The 21865-nt window shown below is 40.6% G+C and carries 24 protein-coding genes; 6 read left to right on the forward strand and 18 right to left on the reverse strand.

The features are described 5' to 3' along the window. Positions 1-102: 102 nt before the first annotated feature. The 8 genes from ACZ48L_RS02910 to ACZ48L_RS02945 form a co-directional block, all read right to left on the reverse strand. The gene (locus tag ACZ48L_RS02910) at positions 103-645 is read right to left on the reverse strand and encodes a 2-oxoacid:acceptor oxidoreductase family protein (RefSeq protein WP_008822686.1); all 543 of its coding nucleotides are present in this window, start codon (positions 643-645) and stop codon (positions 103-105) included. Positions 646-686: 41 nt separating this feature from the next. Further along, positions 687-1454, reverse strand: coding sequence for a thiamine pyrophosphate-dependent enzyme (locus ACZ48L_RS02915; RefSeq protein WP_008822687.1), 768 nt, complete (start codon positions 1452-1454; stop codon positions 687-689). Positions 1455-1471: 17 nt separating this feature from the next. Beyond that, positions 1472-2557, reverse strand: a complete 1086-nt coding sequence (locus ACZ48L_RS02920; RefSeq protein ID WP_008822688.1) for a 3-methyl-2-oxobutanoate dehydrogenase subunit VorB — start codon at positions 2555-2557, stop codon at positions 1472-1474. A gap of 2 nt (positions 2558-2559) precedes the next feature. After that, complete coding sequence (locus ACZ48L_RS02925) at positions 2560-2793, reverse strand: 4Fe-4S dicluster domain-containing protein (protein ID WP_008822689.1); 234 nt, start codon at positions 2791-2793, stop codon at positions 2560-2562. 12 nt (positions 2794-2805) lie between these two features. After that, on the reverse strand, positions 2806-2985 hold the full coding sequence (locus ACZ48L_RS02930) for a tetratricopeptide repeat protein (RefSeq protein ID WP_008822690.1): 180 nt from the start codon (positions 2983-2985) through the stop codon (positions 2806-2808). After that, a complete protein-coding gene (folD, locus tag ACZ48L_RS02935) occupies positions 2985-3869 on the reverse strand; it encodes a bifunctional methylenetetrahydrofolate dehydrogenase/methenyltetrahydrofolate cyclohydrolase FolD (RefSeq protein WP_008822691.1) in 885 nt (294 codons plus the stop codon). Before folD ends, ACZ48L_RS02930 begins: the two co-directional genes overlap by 1 nt. A gap of 40 nt (positions 3870-3909) precedes the next feature. Next, positions 3910-5253: a signal recognition particle protein gene (gene ffh, locus ACZ48L_RS02940; RefSeq protein ID WP_025790974.1), complete on the reverse strand. Its 1344-nt coding sequence runs from the start codon at positions 5251-5253 to the stop codon at positions 3910-3912. 219 nt (positions 5254-5472) lie between these two features. Further along, positions 5473-6183 carry a DUF421 domain-containing protein gene (locus ACZ48L_RS02945; RefSeq protein ID WP_025790973.1) on the reverse strand — a complete coding sequence of 237 codons (711 nt, stop codon included), beginning with the start codon at positions 6181-6183 and terminating at the stop codon, positions 5473-5475. A gap of 373 nt (positions 6184-6556) precedes the next feature. Between ACZ48L_RS02945 and ACZ48L_RS02950 the strand changes: the two genes are divergently transcribed. From ACZ48L_RS02950 to ACZ48L_RS02960, 3 genes are all read left to right on the forward strand, one after another. Beyond that, positions 6557-7423 carry a GYF domain-containing protein gene (locus ACZ48L_RS02950; RefSeq protein ID WP_025790972.1) on the forward strand — a complete coding sequence of 289 codons (867 nt, stop codon included), beginning with the start codon at positions 6557-6559 and terminating at the stop codon, positions 7421-7423. A gap of 91 nt (positions 7424-7514) precedes the next feature. Next, positions 7515-7931 (forward strand): hypothetical protein, encoded by a 417-nt coding sequence (locus ACZ48L_RS02955; protein WP_008822695.1) that lies wholly within the window; start codon positions 7515-7517, stop codon positions 7929-7931. Between the two features lie 91 nt (positions 7932-8022). Then, the gene (locus tag ACZ48L_RS02960; protein WP_025790970.1) at positions 8023-8805 is read left to right on the forward strand and encodes a DUF481 domain-containing protein; all 783 of its coding nucleotides are present in this window, start codon (positions 8023-8025) and stop codon (positions 8803-8805) included. 257 nt (positions 8806-9062) lie between these two features. On the opposite strand, the gene ACZ48L_RS02965 is transcribed toward ACZ48L_RS02960, so the two are convergent. Genes ACZ48L_RS02965 through ACZ48L_RS02985 form a run of 5 tightly spaced genes read right to left on the reverse strand, consistent with a single transcriptional unit; the run spans position 9063 to position 13995 of the window. Beyond that, positions 9063-10043 (reverse strand): endonuclease/exonuclease/phosphatase family protein, encoded by a 981-nt coding sequence (locus tag ACZ48L_RS02965; RefSeq protein ID WP_025790968.1) that lies wholly within the window; start codon positions 10041-10043, stop codon positions 9063-9065. Positions 10044-10055: 12 nt separating this feature from the next. Further along, positions 10056-10853, reverse strand: coding sequence for a prephenate dehydrogenase (locus ACZ48L_RS02970; RefSeq protein WP_025790966.1), 798 nt, complete (start codon positions 10851-10853; stop codon positions 10056-10058). Between the two features lie 4 nt (positions 10854-10857). Further along, positions 10858-11922, reverse strand: a complete 1065-nt coding sequence (locus ACZ48L_RS02975; protein ID WP_008822699.1) for a bifunctional 3-deoxy-7-phosphoheptulonate synthase/chorismate mutase type II — start codon at positions 11920-11922, stop codon at positions 10858-10860. A 33-nt stretch (positions 11923-11955) separates the two neighbouring features. Then, positions 11956-13119: a pyridoxal phosphate-dependent aminotransferase gene (locus tag ACZ48L_RS02980; RefSeq protein ID WP_025790964.1), complete on the reverse strand. Its 1164-nt coding sequence runs from the start codon at positions 13117-13119 to the stop codon at positions 11956-11958. 45 nt (positions 13120-13164) lie between these two features. After that, positions 13165-13995, reverse strand: a complete 831-nt coding sequence (locus ACZ48L_RS02985) for a prephenate dehydratase (RefSeq protein WP_025790962.1) — start codon at positions 13993-13995, stop codon at positions 13165-13167. A 407-nt stretch (positions 13996-14402) separates the two neighbouring features. On the opposite strand from ACZ48L_RS02985, the gene ACZ48L_RS02990 reads away from it, so the two are divergent. Beyond that, positions 14403-15353 carry an aldose epimerase family protein gene (locus tag ACZ48L_RS02990; RefSeq protein ID WP_025790961.1) on the forward strand — a complete coding sequence of 317 codons (951 nt, stop codon included), beginning with the start codon at positions 14403-14405 and terminating at the stop codon, positions 15351-15353. A gap of 66 nt (positions 15354-15419) precedes the next feature. Further along, positions 15420-16289: a hypothetical protein gene (locus ACZ48L_RS02995; protein WP_025790960.1), complete on the forward strand. Its 870-nt coding sequence runs from the start codon at positions 15420-15422 to the stop codon at positions 16287-16289. A gap of 258 nt (positions 16290-16547) precedes the next feature. On the opposite strand, the gene ACZ48L_RS03000 is transcribed toward ACZ48L_RS02995, so the two are convergent. Both ACZ48L_RS03000 and ACZ48L_RS03005 read right to left on the reverse strand, forming a co-directional pair. Further along, a complete protein-coding gene (locus ACZ48L_RS03000) occupies positions 16548-18467 on the reverse strand; it encodes a heavy metal translocating P-type ATPase (RefSeq protein WP_008822704.1) in 1920 nt (639 codons plus the stop codon). Between the two features lie 55 nt (positions 18468-18522). Then, positions 18523-18735, reverse strand: a complete 213-nt coding sequence (locus tag ACZ48L_RS03005) for a heavy-metal-associated domain-containing protein (protein ID WP_025790957.1) — start codon at positions 18733-18735, stop codon at positions 18523-18525. A 209-nt stretch (positions 18736-18944) separates the two neighbouring features. On the opposite strand from ACZ48L_RS03005, the gene ACZ48L_RS03010 reads away from it, so the two are divergent. Then, positions 18945-19487, forward strand: a complete 543-nt coding sequence (locus tag ACZ48L_RS03010) for an HD domain-containing protein (protein ID WP_025790955.1) — start codon at positions 18945-18947, stop codon at positions 19485-19487. Between the two features lie 78 nt (positions 19488-19565). Here the strand turns inward: ACZ48L_RS03010 and ACZ48L_RS03015 are convergent, their stop codons facing one another. The 3 genes from ACZ48L_RS03015 to ACZ48L_RS03025 all read right to left on the reverse strand — a co-directional run bounded on the left by ACZ48L_RS03015 (position 19566) and on the right by ACZ48L_RS03025 (position 21833). Then, complete coding sequence (locus ACZ48L_RS03015) at positions 19566-20120, reverse strand: biopolymer transporter (RefSeq protein WP_025790954.1); 555 nt, start codon at positions 20118-20120, stop codon at positions 19566-19568. A 916-nt stretch (positions 20121-21036) separates the two neighbouring features. Next, positions 21037-21489 carry a DUF4293 domain-containing protein gene (locus ACZ48L_RS03020; RefSeq protein WP_025790952.1) on the reverse strand — a complete coding sequence of 151 codons (453 nt, stop codon included), beginning with the start codon at positions 21487-21489 and terminating at the stop codon, positions 21037-21039. Between the two features lie 2 nt (positions 21490-21491). Next, positions 21492-21833, reverse strand: coding sequence for a DNA-directed RNA polymerase subunit omega (locus ACZ48L_RS03025; protein ID WP_025790951.1), 342 nt, complete (start codon positions 21831-21833; stop codon positions 21492-21494). Positions 21834-21865 lie beyond the last annotated feature (32 nt).

The raw sequence follows: 21865 nt of genomic DNA on the forward strand, positions 1-21865 counted from the left end.
TATACCAAATTTATATAAACGGAAAAAGGAGTCCAAAGCATCACTGCTTAGACTCCTTAAACAAATTAGAGAGTTATAAAAAATCAGGTTTTACTTTTAGTTTTACTGCTGAGCAATTATCTTCATGCCTTCTTCCACAGCTTGCATATTCAGCGGAATCAAGCCATGATGGCGTTCTGGAAGACTTTTGAAGAGTGCTTTCTTCAGTCCATCAGTACTTACAACGGGACAAACCTTAAGCAATCCGCCTAGAACTATCATATTGAAGACTTTTGCATTCTTCATCTCTGCAGCCTTATCCATCGCATTAACACGATAAACTGTTATGTCCTTACGCTTAGGAGGGCTAATAACTCCATAACCATCATAAATCAAAATACCACCAGGTTTTACCTTTGGTTCAAACTTATCTAATGAAGGTTGGTTCAAGACAATAGCCACATCATACTTACTAAGGATTGGGGAAGATATGCGATCATCGCTAACAATTACCGTTACATTGGCCGTACCACCACGTTGTTCCGGTCCATAAGCTGGCATCCAGGTTATTTCCTTGTCTTCCATGAGCCCCGAATAGGCGAGGATTTTACCCATAGAGAGAACGCCCTGGCCACCGAAGCCACTAATTATTATCTCTTTTTTCATTTTACACCTTAATTATATAGGAGCTTAAGTAACGAAGAACTTTATAATCCTGTCGTATCTTTCAGATCTCCCTTTTCATACTCTGGGAACATATTCTCACGCATCCACTCATTGGCTTTAACTGGTGAAAGCTTCCAACCACTGTTACAAGTAGCAACAATTTCAATCAAAGAGCTTCCTTTACCTTGCATACTTGCTTCAAAAGCCTTGCGGATAGCACGCTTTGCCTTATTAATAGAGGCAACAGTATCTACACTTTGACGAGTTACATAACATGTTCCCTTAAGATGACTTGCTAACTCTGTAATATTCAAATTATAGCCATGCAACTCTGGATCACGTCCGTAAGGACATGTTGCAGTCTTCTGTCCTAAGAGAGTTGTTGGTGCCATTTGTCCACCTGTCATACCATAAATGGCATTATTGATGAAGATAATAGGAATATTTTCTCCTCGGTTTAAAGCATGAATAGTCTCAGCTGTACCAATACAAGCTAAGTCTCCATCTCCTTGATAAGTAAAGACTAAACGGTCTGGCCATAGTCGTTTCACACCTGTTGCGACAGCTGGAGCACGACCATGAGGGGCTTCTTGCCAATCGATATCAAGATAACGATAAGCAAACACAGCACAACCAACAGGACAAACGCCTATAGTCTTGTCACTCATACCCATCTCTTCTATTACTTCTGCAACTAACTTATGAACCACGCCATGTGAGCAACCAGGACAGTAATGCATGGTTGTATCATTCATAAGTGTCGGCTTCTTATACACCAGATTCTCTGGTGATATTATATCATTTGCCATAATATACTCCTCCCAACTTACTTAACCAACTTCTCTTCAAGAGCCTTAACAATCTCCTCGGGGTCCGGAACGATACCACCTAAACGTCCAAAGTGCTCAACAGGTAATGCCCCATTAATTGCCAAACGTACATCCTGCACCATCTGGCCAGCATTAATTTCACTGACAAGAACACCTTTCTTTCCCTTACAAAGCTCTGCAATTTGCTTACTTGGGAAAGGCCATAAGGTTATTGGGCGGAATAATCCGACTTTCAGGCCTCGTTCGCGAGCCAGTTCTACGGCCTTTTCACCGATACGAGCAGCACTACCAAAGCTTACAATAACGTAATCAGCATCTTCACATAGATGTGATTCAAAACGAACCTCATTCTCTCGAATCTGTCGATACTTCTCTTGAAGATGAAGGTTACGTACTTCCATTACTTCTGGTTTAAGCTCTAACGAAGTGATTATATTTGGTTTTCTATCGCCACTACGTCCCATTGAGGCCCAAGGGCACTCTTTTTGAATCTGTTCTTCAGTCCGGCGCGGCTTCATTGGTGGAAGAATAACTTTCTCCATCATCTGACCAATAACACCATCTGATAAAATCATAGCGGGATTACGATATTTAAAGGCCAACTCAAAAGCTAGATCAACGAAATCCGCCATCTCCTGTACAGAGTTCGGGGCTAGTACAATAACATTATAGTCACCATTACCACCACCACGTGTAGCCTGGAAATAGTCACTCTGACTTGGCTGTATAGTACCAAGACCTGGACCACCACGTTGCACATTTACAAACACGCCAGGTAGCTCTGCACCTGCCATATAGCTGATTCCTTCCTGCATTAATGCGACACCAGGCGATGAAGAACTCGTAAGTACCCTCTTTCCGGCACCTGCACCACCATAGATCATATTAATAGAAGCGACTTCACTTTCAGCCTGAAGGACAACCATACCTGTAGTTTCCCACGGCTTTAATGCAGCCAGAGTCTCAATTATCTCACTCTGAGGGGTAATAGGATAGCCAAAATACCCATCCGCACCACAACGTATTGCGGCATGAGCAATAGCCTCATTCCCCTTCATTAACTTAACATCTTGTTCTACCATAATTATTCCTCCACTTTCTTACGATAAACCGTAATACAACCATCTGGACAAACAGTTGCACAAGCAGCACATCCGATACAATTATCGGGAACAGCTGATTCTACATACGGATATCCGTGGACATTAACTTTTTTCTGAGCCAGGGCAATCACATCTTTCGGACATGCGACGATACACAACTGGCATCCCTTGCACCGATCAGTGTTCACTACGATGGCACCTTTCATCTTGCTCATAGTTTTTGTATTTTAAGGATTATATGCATCCTTGTTATAAAAGTTGAGAATATCTTCCAACATCTCTTTTGCCGCAACAGCCGGAGAGTCTGGATCCAACTCTATGGCTTCCATATAATTAACTAATGCATTTTGCCAATCACCTTTTTTGCGACATTCATTACCTAAGTGGAAATATTCATCTGCTGTCATTACTTATAATATTCTTTTTTGCCTGCAGCAAGCGTATTCTTCATTAATGAACAAATGGTCATCGGACCGACTCCACCTGGAACAGGAGTTATATATGAACAAAGCGGAGCTACCTCATCAAACTTCACATCACCATTCAATCGGAAGCCACTCTTACGTGTTGGATCTGGTACTCTCGTTGTACCAACATCAATAACAACTGCACCTTTCTTCACCATATCTGCTGTTACAAAGTCTGGCCGACCAATAGCAGCAATGATAATATCAGCTTCTTGACATTCTTTCTTCAAATCTTTTGAATGAGAATGACACACAGTCACAGTAGCATCACCATATTGTTTCTGCATCATCAGCTGTGCCATAGGCTTACCAACGATGTTACTACGACCCAATATAACGCATTTTTTCCCAGAAGTCTCTATATGATAATGCTGCAAGAGTGTCAAAATTCCTAATGGTGTAGCAGAGATAAAACATGGAAGACCTATTGACATACGTCCAACATTGATGGGATGAAAGCCATCAACATCCTTGCGATAGTCTATCGCCATGATTATCTTTTGTTCATCTATGTGTTTTGGCAAAGGAAGTTGAACTATAAAACCATCAACATCCTCATCCTTGTTTAACTTATCAACACATGCTAACAGTTCTTCTTCTGTAACATCAGCTTCATAACGCATAAGCGTAGACTTAAAGCCACATTGTTCACAAGCAATAACTTTGTTCTTAACATACGTTTCACTGCCACCATCATGTCCTACTAAGATGGCTGCTAAATGAGGTTGTCTACCACCTGCGGCAACTATAGTTTTCACTTCTTCCGCTATACTTTGCTTAATAGCGGATGCTGTTGCCTTTCCGTCAATTAACTGATATTCCATAGTTTACATTAATAGATTATATTATTTAACAAAAAAATTGTCACATCTTCGGCATTCCAGGCATTCCTTTCATGCGACTCATCATACCTGCCATCTTTGATCCCGTCACCATTTTCATCATCTTACGAGTCTGATCAAACTGCTTAATAAGCCGGTTCACTTCTTGTATATTCGTACCAGAACCTTTTGCTATGCGCTGTCGGCGTGAGTTATTAAGCAGTTCTGGATTAGTACGCTCCTTTGGAGTCATACTCTGAATGATTGCTTCAATACCCTTAAAGGCATTATCATCAATATCAACATCACGGATAGCCTTCCCTACACCAGGAATCATTGATGCAAGATCCTTGAGGTTACCCATCTTCTTTATCTGTTGTATCTGATTGTAGAAATCATTAAAATCAAACTGGTTCTTCTGTATCTTCTTTTGTAAACGTTTAGCTTCTTCTTCATCAAACTGCTCTTGTGCACGCTCAACAAGCGAAACAACATCACCCATACCCAAGATACGGTCAGCCATACGCCCAGGATGGAACACATCAATAGCTCCCATCTTCTCACCCGTACCAATGAACTTGATTGGTTTTGTGACCACAGTCCGGATTGACAATGCAGCACCGCCACGTGTATCACCGTCTAACTTAGTGAGAACAACACCATCGAAGTCCAACCGGTCATTGAACTCTTTTGCTGTATTTACTGCATCTTGACCCGTCATTGAGTCAACAACAAACAGGGTTTCATCAGGATTTACATGATTTTTGAGACTCTCGATCTCATTCATCATCTCCTCATCAACAGCCAAACGACCAGCAGTATCAATGATAACCACGTCATTTCCTTTGGCTTTAGCCTCAGCAAGTGCGTGATCAGCTATCTCATTTACATTCTTATTCTCAGGCTCGCTATATACAGGAACACCTACCTGTTCGCCAACAACCTTCAACTGATCAATAGCAGCAGGACGATAAACATCACATGCAACCAACAAAGGATTCTTATGTTCCTTCGTCTTCAACAGATGAGCTAACTTACCTGTGAAAGTTGTTTTACCAGAACCTTGTAAACCACTCATCAAGATAATAGCAGGACGATTAGCCAGATTCAACCCTACAGACTCACCTCCCATCAATTCAGCCAGCTCATCATGAACAATCTTCACCATGAGTTGTCCTGGTTTAACGGCTGTAAGCACATTCATACCTAATGCTTTCTGCTTTACTGTGTCTGTAAAGGTCTTAGCTACCTTATAGTTAACATCGGCATCGAGTAGCGCTCTGCGCACATCTTTCAGGGTCTCTGCTACGTTTATTTCTGTTATCTTTCCTTCACCCTTCAGTATCTTAAAAGAGCGTTCAAGACGATCACTTAAATTCTCAAACATTGTTATTAAAAGTATTCTTATTTCCTATTCTATTTTACAAAGATAGTAAAAAGGAAAACAAAATTACAAGCCAGACGACACTATTTTAAAATATTTTAAAACACCTTTCACCTATTCATGCGCACATAAATACCCTTTGTGCAAAAAAGAAAGACCAAGGTGAGATAATCTCATCCTCGGTCTTCTTCGTTCTATAATTCGCAAAAGAATAGATATTGTCTACACTTGTGCATTATCTGCATCAATCTCCTCTGCATCAATCTCGTCCTTTCCACGTTTCACATCACCGGCATATGAAACGAAATAGAAACCTTTATGAGGTGTCCATTCCATACAGAACAAGTCTGCTGGACCATCAAAGCCATTACGTTTGATAGCCTTCAACACCCATGCACGTGAACGGTTACACTGTGTTAAGCTATGTTCTATAAGTTCACCGTTATTCACAAATAGGAAAGAATTAGATGTCTCACCTGGAGAAAGGACTGTTACTGAACCATTTGATTCAAACAACACATCCTCAACATCAAACATTGAGAAGATTCCTTTTTGCCTTAACATAACTCGGAACTGTTCCATTTCAAGGCTATTACGCTTAAAATTCTTGAAGTTAATAACACCATTTTTCACAAGGAAAACACTTTCTCCCTTTATGAAATGACGTAAACTAGAAAAGCGCATACAGAAACGAACAAACATATTAAAGCCTGTCCATACTGCAAAGGCAAATATAAGATGCCATATCGTCATGTCTGGATTGTACAACACACCACCGACTAACGCACCAATCACAAACGCACTCACTGTATCAAGCGGTGTCAACTGTCCCATTTGTGCCTTTCCTGTTATACGCAAGAAGGCCAAAATGCCTAACATACCAACTATTAGTTTGGTAGCGATACCAATGTAGGGCTGAATTAAATCAATCATCTTTCGTTATTTGTTTATGATTAATCTATTTATTATTATATTTTTAACGCAGCAAATGTACTACATTTTTTCTTATTCCACATCACTTATAACCAAAAAACTCTTAAACTTTTCTCATACAGAAGTATGAATTACTGGGGAATATATAGATGAATATTTAAAAATAAACTTATTATAACAGCCCAAATAACACGCTCTACTCATACAAATGCCTACTTACATATATTTCCATAACTAATAGATAAAAATTGGTTAGAATTCTTTGCCAATCCCGAAATAATATATAACTTCGCAGCCATTAAGAACTTACAGGTAGTAGACAGTGGCAAATAAGGTCGCTTTGTAATACACCTTATTATATTATAAAGCAGATATGGAATATTACATAGAAATAGATAAAGAGAAACGGGGACCTTATAGCCTCTCCGAACTGGCAGAACGTAACCTCCAGGCAACAACCTTGGTTATGCCAGCTGAGGGTACACAATGGGTCCCAGCTTGGCAAGTAGAGGAACTACGTGCCATCTTGGAAGGAAAGAATCCTGCCGATGTAGAGAGACAACCACAGGAAGTTCCCTTTGTAGAAGCTACTCCCATAGAGCAGACAGCGCAACAAGAGAATACTGTTCAGCAGCAAAATTCTCCTAAAAAGAATCATACTGGTTGCCTATTGGGCATTCTGATAGCACTAATTGCCCTCGTTGCAGTACTGATTATTACGTGTCCAAAGCCCGAACAGCACAAGGATGCACTTTCTGGGGTCATCACAAAGACTGTCAATGACGCTGTCAATGATAGTACAAACACTACTGGTGACGAATTCATTGACAATGCCTTCAGAAGCATCAGCAACGCTTTTGCAGGAAAAGTCATCAAGACTGCAGTTGACAATCTCGTCACAGTAGACAACCATATCATATACTCTACGGGTAAAGTAAACTATGGTGGCAAGGATCATATCGTCTCTTTAGGACTTCTGGGACATATTTTTACAGTTGATGAAGATGACCTTCAGGAAGCCGCTAAGCAATATTACAAACAGTCGGAAGTAAAGGTGGAAGATCAGATCAAGCGTAAAGCACAAAAGATCATACAGGACAATGTTGTCAAGCCTGCCGCCAGCGCTATCGAGAACATGCTGGGTAGTGCATTGGACGGACTGTTAGACAATATCGGTTTGGGTAACGATCACTCTGAATCAAACAGCAAGTCTCATCAGCCAACAGACTCTATTCACTAAACTCTGTACTACTGGAGAGGTAAGAAAAAGTATATATTTCAAAAGAAACGAATTAAAATAAGCATTATATCACTAATCAAAGAAGGAAATTATGAGAAGATTATTTTTAATTACAATCATGACATTAATAACCGTTTGTGGTTTTTCTCAGAGTAACACAACAGTCAATAACTTGAAAGATCAGCAGAAAGTTCTTGATCTCACAGCCAAACTCAACAAGATGCAGCTTGACTATGAGAAGAAAAAGCTTGAATGTGATGCTCTTTCTAACAAGGCTGCAGGTATTAATGCAGATGCAAATACAGCCACAACCGACTTCAACGCAGGTGATCCTGCAAGCACTGTAAAGGATGCTAAGGACACTGTTAAGAAGCTAGAGGCTACCAAAGACGTTAATAAGAAGTTGGCAAAGAGCCAGAAAGAACTAAGCAAAATGGAGAAGAAGATTGCCAAACTTCAAGACAAGCTTGACCAATTGAATAAGAAAGTAGAGATTATCAACAAGTAATATTCAAGAAATCTGAATAAAAGGTGGGGCGCACGGATCCGTACGCCCCTTCTTTTTTTCAAGTAAATAACATATAAAGCTACTTGCATACATGAAGAAGAAAGTACTTTTCTCCTTATTAATATTATCGTTTCACTTACCGATATATTCACAAATGCTCTTTACGGAGAATCTGACACTGGATATTGACAGTACGAAAACCATACAAGGTTCCCTCTTACCTGTCGTAGATTTCAAGACAGAGTCTGAGAATATCCTAACCATAAAGAACACAGCTAACTTAAACATCTTGATAAAGCATAGACGCGTTATCAACCTTATCAACAAGTTAGAGTTCTCAACTTATGGCAACAAGGTTACAATGAGCGGTGGACATGTACACGTTGAGTACCGTTATCTCCTGACCCGTGCCTTTGAAGTCTATCCTTATGCAGAATCGCAATGGGCAGACAGTAGAGGAATGGAATACAAGATTTCTGCTGGTCTACAGTCACGTTATCGACTTGTAAATAAGGAAAAGTTCCTAATGTTCGCAGCTGTCGGCTTGTTTTACGAGTTCGAGAAATGGAAAGATCCAACCCCTAACCCTCCAGAATTACATGTCTATAGCCGTAGTATCAAAACACACCTATCCTTGAGTTTTAGGCAACAGATAGGTGACAAATGGGATCTGACAACCACAGTCATCCATCAGGCGAAACCCGACAGCTACTTTAAGGAAGCGCGATTTGGTGGTGCTGTAGATCTTAAATACAACATTACACCTACCATTGGTATAAACGGAGCTTATCGTTGCATCTATGATACGGCACCAATAGTCCCTATAAGAAAGTTCTATAATTCTGTTGAAGCAGGGTTAAGTATCAACTTCTGATGTAACAAAAATTCACTTCATGAAATCAATAGATGCTCATTAGCATCGCAAAAGGGCACCTTTTACATTGCAAAAGGTGCCCTTTTAACATGTAAAAGACGCCCTTTTGAAGCGTAAAAGATGCCCTTTTAGAAGTCTCTTTATAACCTTCTGTATAACAGAAGGTTATAAAGGCATATTTTATCAATTGTCTTTCTCCTTTTAAAAAACAATGGCTTATTTATTGTAAAGATCTTTCTGGCAGAAAAAGACTAAGTCTATTCCTTCATAACCATTCGGAGTACCAGGGGTAAATGGTCGCTAAACCCATTGTTATAACGCATACCATTATAATTACGACGAGGTTTCACACCACCGTATTTAGCATCTTCTTCAAGCAGGAAGGGTGCATCATGAATATGACAATGACTGACTTGGGGCTGTAAATTCTCACTTACGAGAATATGATCAATACTCCCCCATCCTCCACGATAACGGTAAGTACCCTTTGCACCATGCCGTCCTTTAGCATTGGCTGTTACATTTACGAAGCCATGTGCATACACAATACGTAACGAAGGGCTGTCTGAATAATCATTAAAATCGCCCATTATGATTATCTTTACATCGGGTTGCTGACGGCGAAGAGCTTCAATAAACTCACACAACTGGGAAACGACATGCATACGAAAGGGGCGTGAATAAAGCTCACCACCCATCCTACTCGGTGCATGAACAAGCATTATGTGGAGTGTATCACCATTTTCGATCTCTCCTTCTACGTGTAGGATGTCACGTGTAGGACGCATATCACGTAAAGGTTGTACCTTTAGAGTATCAGCTTTTATCAATCGGAAAGAAAAGGGAGAGTACAGTAAGGCTACGTCAATACCACGTTCATCGTTGGAAGAAGTCATCACATACTCATAACGAGCCTTACGAAGAAGGGAACGTTTGGTAAGATCAAACAGCACACTATCATTCTCCACCTCGCACAATCCCACTATATCAGGTAATCTCCAACCCATACTGTCTTCTCCACAAGAGATAATCTCCTGCCCAATACGGTTCAGTTTCTCCCAGTATTTAGTCCTTGTCCAATGGCGAGGGGAGTCTGGCAAGAATTCAAAGTCATTCTTCAGAGAGTCGTGCCGAGTATCAAAAAGGTTCTCTGTGTTCAGTTCAACAATCGTTAAAGACGACTGGGCATATGCCAGCAGTGGAACAATAAAGATTATAAAGGTTAACAATTTACGCATAGTACAAGTCTTTTACACTCTTCTAATCTCTATATCCCGTGCCACATGTGCCCTGATTTTCTTCAGATAAGCCTTCATTCCTGCCGCATCTTTCTCCTCAATAATCTGCAACAGTTCTGTCAGTTCTGATCGAATCTGTGCTACTTGGTCATGTGTATAAGGATTAAAGAGAATCTCCTGGAGTAAATAATCGTCTTCATTCAGTACACCCTTGGCTATTTGCATATGGCGTTTGAAGGTGGTACCGGGTGCATCTTGATGTTTCATTACAGCTGCAAAGACAAACGTAGAGACAAAGGGAATACTCAAAGAGTAGGCCACCGTCTTGTCATGTTCCTCAAAACTATATTCGTAAATATGCAGTCCCAGCTTCTGATAGAGTTCCTTAAAGAAGATATATCCCTTATGATCACCCTCCGTAATGATAATAGCATTCTCTTCACTGAGTTGGTTAAGATTGGCAAATGTGGGGCCAAACATTGGATGAGTAGAGGCATAAGGATGTCCACTTTCTTCATACCACGCTTTCAAACCCGTCTTCACTGAACTGATATCAGAGATGATACAATCCTTTGGTAACACAGGTAGGACCTCTTCAAAGGCAGGAATCGTATATTTAACGGTCACGGCATTGATAACCAACTCTGGCTGAAAGGCTTTTATTTCATCCAATGTTGTAAAACGTTGACAGTTATATGTAAAACGAAGACGGGTTGCATCCTTCTCGTAAGCTGCCACTTCATGATCAAAACTTAGCAGGTCGATGAAGAAACTCCCCATCTTCCCTGCTCCCATAATCAGTATTTTCATTCTCTTATTGGTTCACAATAGCCAACTGTTGGCGGACACTTTCCTCATGAATTAACTCAAACACCTGTGCTGCAAACTCTGCATTCATGCCACAAAGACTTGCCTGCGCACCACGCTTCTCAAGTATTTCATTGTATCTTCCAGTCTGTAAGACCGTCATATTATGTTCCTTTTTAAAGGTACCTATCTCTCTACAAACACGGAATCGTTTGGCAAGTAGGTCCATTAAGGTGTTGTCAATCTCGTCAATCTGTGCACGAAGCATGCGTATACCTTCAGTAGTAGAGCTCTCACTCCGTACTATAAGCAATGAGAGGATATAGTCAAGTATGTCTGGGGTAACCTGCTGTTTGGCATCGCTCCACGCCTCATCAGGATTGCAATGGCTCTCTACGATCAAACCATCAAAGCCTAAATCCATAGCCTGTTGGCACAAAGGAGCTATCAAGTCTCGCCTTCCTCCAATGTGACTGGGGTCACAAATGATTGGCAACTCTGGAACACGACGATGTAATTCTATAGGTATTTGCCACATAGGAAGGTTTCGGTAAATCTTCTTATCATAGCTTGAGAAGCCACGATGGATAACCCCTAACTGCTTAATACCAGCCTGATTGATACGTTCAAGTGCCCCTAACCACAACTCTATGTCGGGGTTAACTGGGTTCTTAACCAATACTGGTATCTTAAGTCCACGCATAGCGTCAGCTAAAGCCTGCATGGCAAACGGGTTAGTAGACGTACGTGCACCCACCCATAGTATATCCATATCATACTTCATTGCCAACTCTACATGCTCGGGAGTGGCTACTTCTGTTGAAATCAGCATACCAGTTTCTTCCTTTACCCGCTTCATCCATGGTAAAGCTTTCTCACCATTACCTTCGAATCCACCTGGTTTCGTGCGCGGTTTCCACACTCCAGCTCTGAACATATGGCATCCTTTTGCAGCCAGGTTACGTGCTGTTGCCATCACCTGTTCCTCTGTTTCTGCAGAACAAGGGCCTGCTATAACCCATGGACGCTCATTATCACATGGGAGATTCAAAGGTTCTAACTCTAATTCCATAAGCTTATATCTTTTATTTTTCCTAATTCTTGTTTATAATGTGGCTATACGATCTCGCGCTTCTGCCATTTTTTTATCCTTTGCACAGAGCGAAATACGTATATAACGAGTACCATTACTGCCAAAAATAAAGCCTGGTGTGATGAATACTCTTGCCTTATGCAGAATGCGTTCCGTTAGTTCTTCTGCATCAGAGTATACCTCTGGGATCTTTCCCCATAGGAACATACCAACTTGATTATGGTCGAATGAACAGCCCAAGAGCTTCATTATTTCTTCAGCTATTGTTCTTCGGTATCTATATACTTCTATATTATACCGTCTATGCCACTCATCTGTATTCTTCTTCAGTGCTTCTGCTGCTGCCAGTTGCATCCCTTGGAACGTTCCAGAGTCTATATTACTTTTTATCTTCAGTATCCATGAGATGAAAGTAGCATTGCTTACGCACATTCCTACACGCCATCCAGGCATGTTATATGCCTTCGACATAGAGTTAAACTCTATACAACATTCCTTAGCACCAGGCACTTGCATGATGCTAAGCTTCTCTCCTTCATTAAGAATAAACGAGTATGGGTTGTCATTTACAACTATAATATTATGCTGATGTGCGAAATGAACTAGCCGTTCATAGGTCTGTCGCTGTGCATTTCCTCCTGTTGGCATGTTTGGATAGTTTGTCCACATCAAGCGAACACGGCTTAAATCCATCCTTTCTAATGCTTCAAAGTCTGGTTGCCAACCATTATTCTCCAACAAATCATAGCTTATAACCTCTGCACCAAGTATCCTTGAGAGGGATGTATAAGTAGGATAACCAGGATTAGGTACCAGCACTTGCTCACCAGGATTCACAAAAGCCAAGGTGATATGTAGGATCCCTTCTTTAGAACCAATAAGCGGTTGCACTTCAGTTTGAGGATTTATATCCACTCCATACCAACGTTTATAAAAGCCTGCCATAGCCTCACGCAACTCACATGTACCCATTGTAGGTTGATAACCATGAGCAGAAGGTTGTCTGGCAACCTCACATAGCTTATCAACAGTCAGTTTTGAAGGTGGCATATCAGGGCTGCCGATAGCCAAAGATATGATATCTTTACCTTCAGCATTCAGTCTTGACACTTCTTTTAGCTTACGTGAGAAGTAGTATTCTTGCACTTCTCTCACTCTCTTTGCTGGTTGAATCATCGGCATTATATTTTTATCTACATATTAAAGAGGTCTCTTTCAAACTCAAGACTCCTTATACTCTCCTAATATTTTAATACTCTTCACTAACGGTGTGATGGCATCAATAGCCTGACGATAGCGTGTAAGGTTATTAAAAGTAACATCAACATAGAAGAGATATTCCCACTCATGACCGATAACTGGTAATGATTGGATCTTCGTAAGGTTTATATCATAGAAAGAAAGGATAGTCAAGACTTTGCTCAAGGACCCTTCTTCATGTGGCAGAGAAAAGACTATACTTGCCTTATCAGCCTTTTCTAACGGACGAAGATAGTCTGCTTTCTGTGGATGACATGCCACAAGGAAGCGTGTAAAGTTATGTTTATTATCCTCTATCGAATCTTCTAGGATTTTCATTCCATACTGTATGGCAGCACTTGATGAGCATATCGCTGCACAACCGTGCCTCTTTTGCGCCACAATCTCCTCAGCTGCACCAGCTGTATCCTCTGCTTCTACAGCCCTAAAACTGGAATGCTGAGCAAGAAAAGATCGGCATTGCATGAGTGCAACGGGGTGAGAATAGACTTCCGTCACCGTTCTCCAATCATCATCAGGCAGACAACAGATACAATGTTGGATATGAAGACGCTGTTCACCCACAACCGTTGTCCCCGACTCACGTAGCAAATCATAGTTATGAAGCAAACTACCAGCAATCGTATTTTCAATAGCAAGCATAGCAATAGCAGTAGGATCACGTCGCACACTATCAAAGACTTCTTCAAAAGTACTGCAACAATGAAGCTGTAACTGCTCCCCTTTGAAATATTCATGAGCAGCTATATCATGAAAACTTCCAATCTTTCCTTGTATTGCTATTCGTTTCATATCTGTATTTCTATATCTGTTTCAAAGGTATATAACGGAAAACGGTCCTACTCTTTATTGAGCGGGACCGTTTCGTTATCTATTTCTATATATGACTTTCATAAGTTGAAATCTACACGCAACTTCCCGCTTTACAATCCTTTGCAAAGTAAAAATAAAAGTAACGGAAAGATGTGTAAGATGTAATCATAACTCTTAATCCATTCATTATCTTCTGCAAAAGTATCACTTTTATTTCTTTTACGCAAACATTTTATTATAAAAATAACAGGTTTCCTTTTACTTATAGTCTACTTCTCATCATAAAGTAGATATCAGAAGATTCTCTCTTGCCAATAAAAAAACATTAATTATCGATATCATCTAAACTTTTTGCTATCTTTGCACTATATAGATAACAAAATAGTATGAAGCATCTACACATAATATTAACCACAACTATACTCTGCGTTACCATCTATTGTCACGCGCAGAAGCAACAGTTGTTCCGGCTTGTAAATGGGAATGGGATGGAAGCAGTAGTCAGTAACTACGGGGCTCGACTTGTTTCACTGACAGCACACAACTGGAATGGACGATTGGAGCCAGTTATAAAAGACTGTAAAAGACCTGATGACTGCATATCAGATAAGACTCTCGGAGCTACACTCGTCTACTTTGGTAAAAATAAAACGGAGATATTATCTGACAGGATATGGGAGGTTGTGAGCTCTGATAACCAATCTGTCTCACTAAGATACATTACAAAAGAAGGTGAGAACGGATTGAATGGAAGGTTAAACGTAAACGTTACCTATACCCTCTCCGACCAAAACGCACTGGATATAGACTATCGAATCACTACAACAGCCACTACCCCTATAGAGGTTACAAATGGTATTCATTTCAATCTTTCTGGTGATATGCACCGTTCTATCCTTAAGCAACACCTATGGATAGATGCCGTACAGACTGATTCATACGACAAGCAAGGACAAATAACGGGTACATTACAACGAACAAAGCATACTCCACTTGATTTTACTAAGCCTCGCGAGATTGGAGAACAGATACATAAGACAAGAAATGGGTATGACAATGCCTTCCAACTACGTCATCCAGATAATATGCAGAAGCCTGCTGCCATACTCTTTGACGCACAAAGCGGTAGGGCTATGACTGTTTATTCAAGTGAACCCACAATAAATATTAACACACATGGGATTGAGAGCACAGCAATAAGCCTACAACCAATTCACGCTGGATACAACAGTGGAATGGAAAGGGTTGATACTAAACTATACCCTGGGCAGGTTTTCCACAGTGCAACAGTATTTCTTTTCACGACAGACCCACCTCTTATCATGCGGACACACTAAAAAAAAGCACTAATTAACTTTAAAATACTTGGCAGTTGACTGTCAAATATTTATATTTGCAAACATATGAGGAAATATACTTTCATAATATCAGCTATTCTATGCATACCATTGTATGCTCAGAATACGAAGACGGCTCACAAAGAGGACACCTCCACCGTGCAACCTATAGAATCAGCACGCTTGCAAGGACCACGTGAAGCCACAGAAGAAGAAAAGGAATATGCTCGGAAATTGGCTGAAGACCGAGCACAACAAGCACAGATTGACAATAATCTACCTATCATTACTGAGAATGGTCAAACCGTTACACCCAACGATTTCTATTATCCTGCGTGGGGATATGGCGTTGGACCATGGCGATTACATAAAGGATTAAACATCAACCTCAGTGCTTCAGCGTTTGCAAGTCTGGGACATGGCTATAATCATGGTGCAGGTTTCTCACAAGATGTATCATTAATGTATGTCACAAACCTGTCAAAGAAAGCAACACTGGCTGTAGGAGGATATGTCAACCATCTCACTTATCGTGGTGACAATTACTTTGTTGGTGGGGTTAATGCTGTCTTTGGCTACCAGTTTGATGAACACTGGAGTGCTTATGCCTTTGTTCAGAAAGCCTTTACCTCAAACAACTTCGGCAATACCTTTGGCTACATGGGTTATGGTTCACCCTACTGGACTGGTTACGGAGCATGGGGATATACTCCTTTTGGTTATGGTTTTGACCCAATGGGATACGGTTTTGGTCCAATGGGTTGGGGAAACAGTGCCATCGCAAGCCGATTCATGGATCGTATAGGTGGTGGTGTAACGTATCAATGGGGCTCACATAACCAGAATGCGATATCAGTTAACGTTGAATTTGATCATATGCCTACACAGCGCAATGGCTTCTATAACACGAGCCGATACGATTATCCTGTAAGGTAAAGGACTCCTTTTAAAAATGTGCGAGGGCTTCGCACAATGTGTGCGAGGTATCAACTCCACTAGTGTGGAGCACTAACACCACACGTGCTAGGCTGCAACACCAAAGAGGGAAGACTATAAGCAAGAGACAATACAGTAAGATAAAGAAGATATTTGACGATAGAATAGAAAAGAGTTTGCCACTATCCGAGCTGATAACCAGCTGTGGATAGTGGCAAACTCTTTTTGGAATCGGTAAGAATTGACCGTATTATGAGATCACTTTGACCAACGAAGTCTAAGACTATTGAGGACAACACTGACACTGGAGAATGCCATCAGAGCACTTGCCCATGAAGGAGTTATCTGCCAATCAATACCGAAAACGTAAAGCAAACCTGCTGCAAGAGGTATACAAACAATGTTATAAATAAATGCCCAGAAGAGGTTCTCCCATATCATATGTACCGTATGACGACTCAAACGTACTGCTTCTGGGATAGCAGAGAGATCGTCTCCCATCAAGGTTATCTGTGCAACATCCATTGCGACATCAGTTCCTTTGCCTATGGCTATACTGACATCAGCCAAAGCAAGAGCTTGTGTGTCATTAATACCATCACCAACCATTGCCACAAACTTACCTTTTGATTGTAGATCCTTTACCAGATTCTCCTTATCCTGAGGCATAACCTTACTATGATAATGCTTTATTCCAGCCTTCTCTGCCCAATAATGTGCAGCTTCTTCCTTATCACCACTCATCATATAAACCTCTATCCCACTCTTCTGCAATGCTTCCATCGCCTGACGAGCGTTCGGTTTCAAGTGCTCACGTGACTCTAACGGAAGATTATCTGCCTTGGTAAAGTCTACATCCTTATTTGGAATTGTCAGTGTTCCCGTCTTATCTGTAACTAAAGCATTAACCTTTCGTAAGCTCTCTAATGCTGCAGCATCTTTAATAAGAATCTGTCTTTGAGCTGCTCTACCAATACCAACCATGAGAGCTGTTGGTGTTGCAAGACCCATAGCACATGGACAAGCAATAACCAAGACTGCAACTGCGGAGATAATGGCCTGTGGTAGATAGGCATTACCACCAATTATCCACCAGAGAAGGAAGGTTATAAGGGCGATACATGCTACAACGGGAACGAATATCAATGCAGCTTTATCAACGATTCGCTGAACAGGAGCCTTTGAGCCTTGTGCCTCTTGAACCATACGAATGATATGTGCCAAAGCTGTATCTTCACCTATCTGGCGCGCCTTCATACGAAACTTGCCTTGACTGGGGATTGTTCCTGCCAGCACCTTCGAGCCTTTCTTTTTCTCAGCTGGTGTCGGCTCGCCCGTAATCATACTCTCATCAACATATGCAGCATCAGGAGTCATGAAGCTCTCTGCCGAGATAACTTCTCCATCAACAGGCACTTTCTCCCCTGGACGCACCTCAAGAACATCCCCTACTTCAATTGTTGAGATTGGAACTTCCTCTATCTTATCACCATCAACAATATGGGCCGTCTTGGGGGCCATACCCATCATCTGCCGGATGGATGATGCTGTACCATCCTTAGCCTTCTCTTCCATGAGCCGACCAGTGAGCACAAAGGTTATAATCATCACCGAAGCATCAAAATAGGTGTGCCATACAATACCACGACTCGCCCATACAGCATCTCCCCAAAAGGTGTTGAAAGTACTGAACAAGAAGGCTATTCCTGTTGACAAAGCAACAAGAGTATCCATATTTGCAGTACCATGTAACAACTGCTTCCATGAGGTAACATAGAACTGTCTACCGCAATAAAGCATGTTAGCCAGGGCTATCAGCAAGGAAACCTGGTTTGAAATGTCTCGCGAACCAAGGTTGATCCACTGCATAGAAACACACATAACGGCTACAGAAAACACCCAAGAAAGTAGTGTCTTACGTTTCAATAAGGTATAAGCCCGCTTCTCTACTTCCTCAACAGAAGTCTGTTTATCTATTACCAAATCATATCCTATACCATTGATCTCCGACTTCATCTTCTCTAATGAAATCTTCTCTGGATCATAATCTACGAGAGCCGAACGGCCAGGCAACGATACTGAAGCTTCATTGATGCCGTCCAGTTCATTCAGTTTTCTCTCTATATTGGCTGAGCATGATGCACATGCCATACCAATAACAGGAATAGTTTGTTTCATTCTTTCCTTCTTTCTTTTTAAATTCGTTCTCTTCCATCAGGGCAGTACTGCTCTTTTACACTGTCATCTCATAACGTCCGCTATTATCAACAGCATCCTTCAGTTGTGCAGGAGTTGCAACATTCTCATCATACTCCACCGTTACATTAGCATTTTCCAGACTTACTTCAGCGTTCTGTACGCCTTTAACAGCCTTCAAAGCATTCTCAACGTTCAACTTACAATGACCACATTTCATCCCACTAACTGAAAAAACATTCTTTGCCATAATTCTTTTTCCTTTCTATTATTAATGTTATTAATTTCTTTTTCTTGGTGCAAAGATACATATATATAATATAAGGTGTATTACAATATTATGGATAAAGGTTATAAGATTATGGCAAGATGAAGTTTTTATATTATTTCACGCACTCTTTTCCTCAATCTTCTTCAGAAAGATTACTTTTGCATACAGAACTCAAAAGCAAATACAATATGGATAAGAAGCATGCTATGCTTATTGAAGCAATAACGGAATATGATAAAGGTGACCCAAAGCGTATACATCATCTATTGAAGGTACACAACCTTGCAGCGACCATAGGCGTCATGGAAGGGCTTGACAGTGAGACACAAGACATACTTGAATCAGCAGCCATACTGCATGACATCGGTATTCATCTTAGCGAGAAGAAGTATGGATCAAGCAATGGTAAATATCAGGAGATAGAAGGTCCTGATGAAGCAAAGAAGGTATTAAAACAACAAGGTGGATTCACACAAAAGGAGATTGACCGCATCTGTTTCCTCATAGGTCATCATCACACATATAATAAGATTGACGGACCCGACTATCAGATTCTTGTTGAAGCCGATTTTCTCGTCAATCTCTATGAAGATCAATGCTCTGCACATGCCATCGAAGCTGCAGGAAAGAATATCTTCAAAACCCAAACGGGACTACGTTTGCTGAGAGATATGTATGCTCAGAACGCTTATCATGAACTGACAAAGGGAGGAAGAAGGTCCGAACATTAGTAATCAGCTATCGAATATATAAGAAAAAGGCTCTGCAAATTCTTCTGCAGAGCCTTTTATTATTCATCAGTTTTATTTTTAATAACCGAGGTCTTTGATAACCTTCTCAGCTTCTTTCTTAACATCAGCAGCTGACTGTCCTTTCAGCTTTTCAGCAGCCTGCTTAGCAGCATCCTTCACTTTCTGCTCCTGTTCAGCTGTTGGTTTCTGATCGTCTCCTGCTGGCATAGCGTCAAGAGCAGCACCAACAGCCTTTGCAGCAGCTTCATTGCCTGATGCTGCAACAGCTGACTTGATCGTTTCAGCATTCTGTTTCATCCATGACTGAAGAGCTTCAGCATACTTCTTTGCTTCCTCTGGATTGCTCTTAGCCAAATCCATGATCTTTGTCTGAGCTGCAGTCAGAACCTCAGCCATACCCTTTTGGTCCTTGTTCTTAACCTTCTCATTCAGCTGATCAACCAATTGACTAGCCGTAGCAGGTACTTCTGTTGCCTCAGCACTCTTCACAGCCGTGTCCGTCACTGCCGAATCAGAATCAGCATTAGCCTTTGGCGCAGCCGTTTTACCGCCATTACAACTCATCAATGCAAACACTCCTACGGTGCATGCCATAACAAATAACTTCTTCATAACCTCTTTAATTTAGTTGATTCGTAATAAAGTTCTTCTAATTACGCCCCAAAGATAAGGATAAATCTCCTAAATACATCTTGTTTTTTATTTTTCTTTTATATTTATTTAGTGAAATCAAATTAATGTTGGAACATCTGATAAAAAAAAGATCCTACCTCCTTTATCTTACTTCTTAAATATTTCCTTAAGATAACGCAAGACCTTGTCACAATGCAAAACCTCGGTATTATTCTTAATTTTTGCACACTACTATTCCTAAAAGACTTTACGTTTACTATTTGAGCATGTCTATTGCTAATTAGAAAGTAGCTTTTTATGTATATCCATGAGGACATCATTAGCTCTACCCCCTAATCTATTTTTTGTTTTAGTTACTGTCACTTTTAACTATAAGCATAACCTTCTTATTATTAATCTGTTAAGAGGAAATAGCAAGTGACAGAAATGACTGCAAACTTTTTTTAAAAAAGTATCTACTTTTCTTAAATATAACTTCGTTGAAGCTGATTGTGTATAATAACAATTATTACTATCCTGAGAAAGATAAATGGGATAGATAGTACGCCGTTATAAGGTATTAGACTACAAATAGGATTGGTGTTTAGCATCAACTCCAGTAGTGTTAGACAACAACACCAGTAGTGCTAAGCCACAGCACACAAGTCAAAAACAGAGAGGTACATTCATTTCTTTCACTAGATTATCTACGATAAGGTAGCGATGATTGAGTAATACTAAAATTATTTACTGCGCAACAATGGTAGTCATAACAATTAACCAACTACTATCCATCAAACAACTCAGCATCTACTCACAAAAAAACATTCTTCATAATCATAAAGACTATGAAGAATGTTCCTTCTAATGTATTTACATGGCACGTCAATAACGTGCTAACTAAAAGTGCTTCTTATTATCTAATTCTATCAGCTGCTCTAACCAAAGCTTCATCAGCAAGTATCGAGTGTCTGGCAAGCCACAAAAGAATAAAGGCTATAAGTGGCAAACAGGCTGCGAACCCAACGTGAAACGTGAAACCTGGCATCAACACTTGGCTAAACACTCCATAAACAATGTACCACCCAATAATCATCAACATTGAGAACATGCAGAAGCGTGCCTGTCGTTTGCGGTTATGATAATCGAAGATAGCGAAGGTGTTTATAGGACAAGTTACCAGAAGAATTGCAAATAAAGCCCAAACGCTGAAGTTTCTTCCCCCATTGGTTTCGTTTATCCAAAGGTTCATTAGCTGATTCTCTGTCCCCATGCCTTGAGGCTCAAAACTTCCTACTGGTAGACAAAGACATGCGATTGTAGCAAGCAATGCAAGGAAGAGGAAAACAGTTTGTTTTCTCTGTATCATAACTAAAAATCTTCCTCTTCCTGACCATCCTTAGAAGGATCACGCCAGTAAACATTACCATCCAAGAACTCCTGGGTAGCCAGCAATGTTGGCTTTGGTAACTTCTCATAATAACGACTGATCTCTATCTGTTCACGGTTTTCGAAGACCTCATCAAGAGAATCGTTATAAGAAGCAAACTCAGCAAGCTTCTTACTTAAGTCCTGCTTTATCTCTACAGAGATCTGATTAGCTCTCTTTGCGATAATAGCAACACTCTCATAAATATTTCCAGTACTTTTCCAAAGTTCCTGAACATCCCGCGTTACCGTATTTGACGGTGCTTTTGACTTCTTGTAATCCATTCTAATTATATAAATTTTAGTCTGTTATTTCT

The organism is Prevotella histicola, assembly GCF_055385135.1.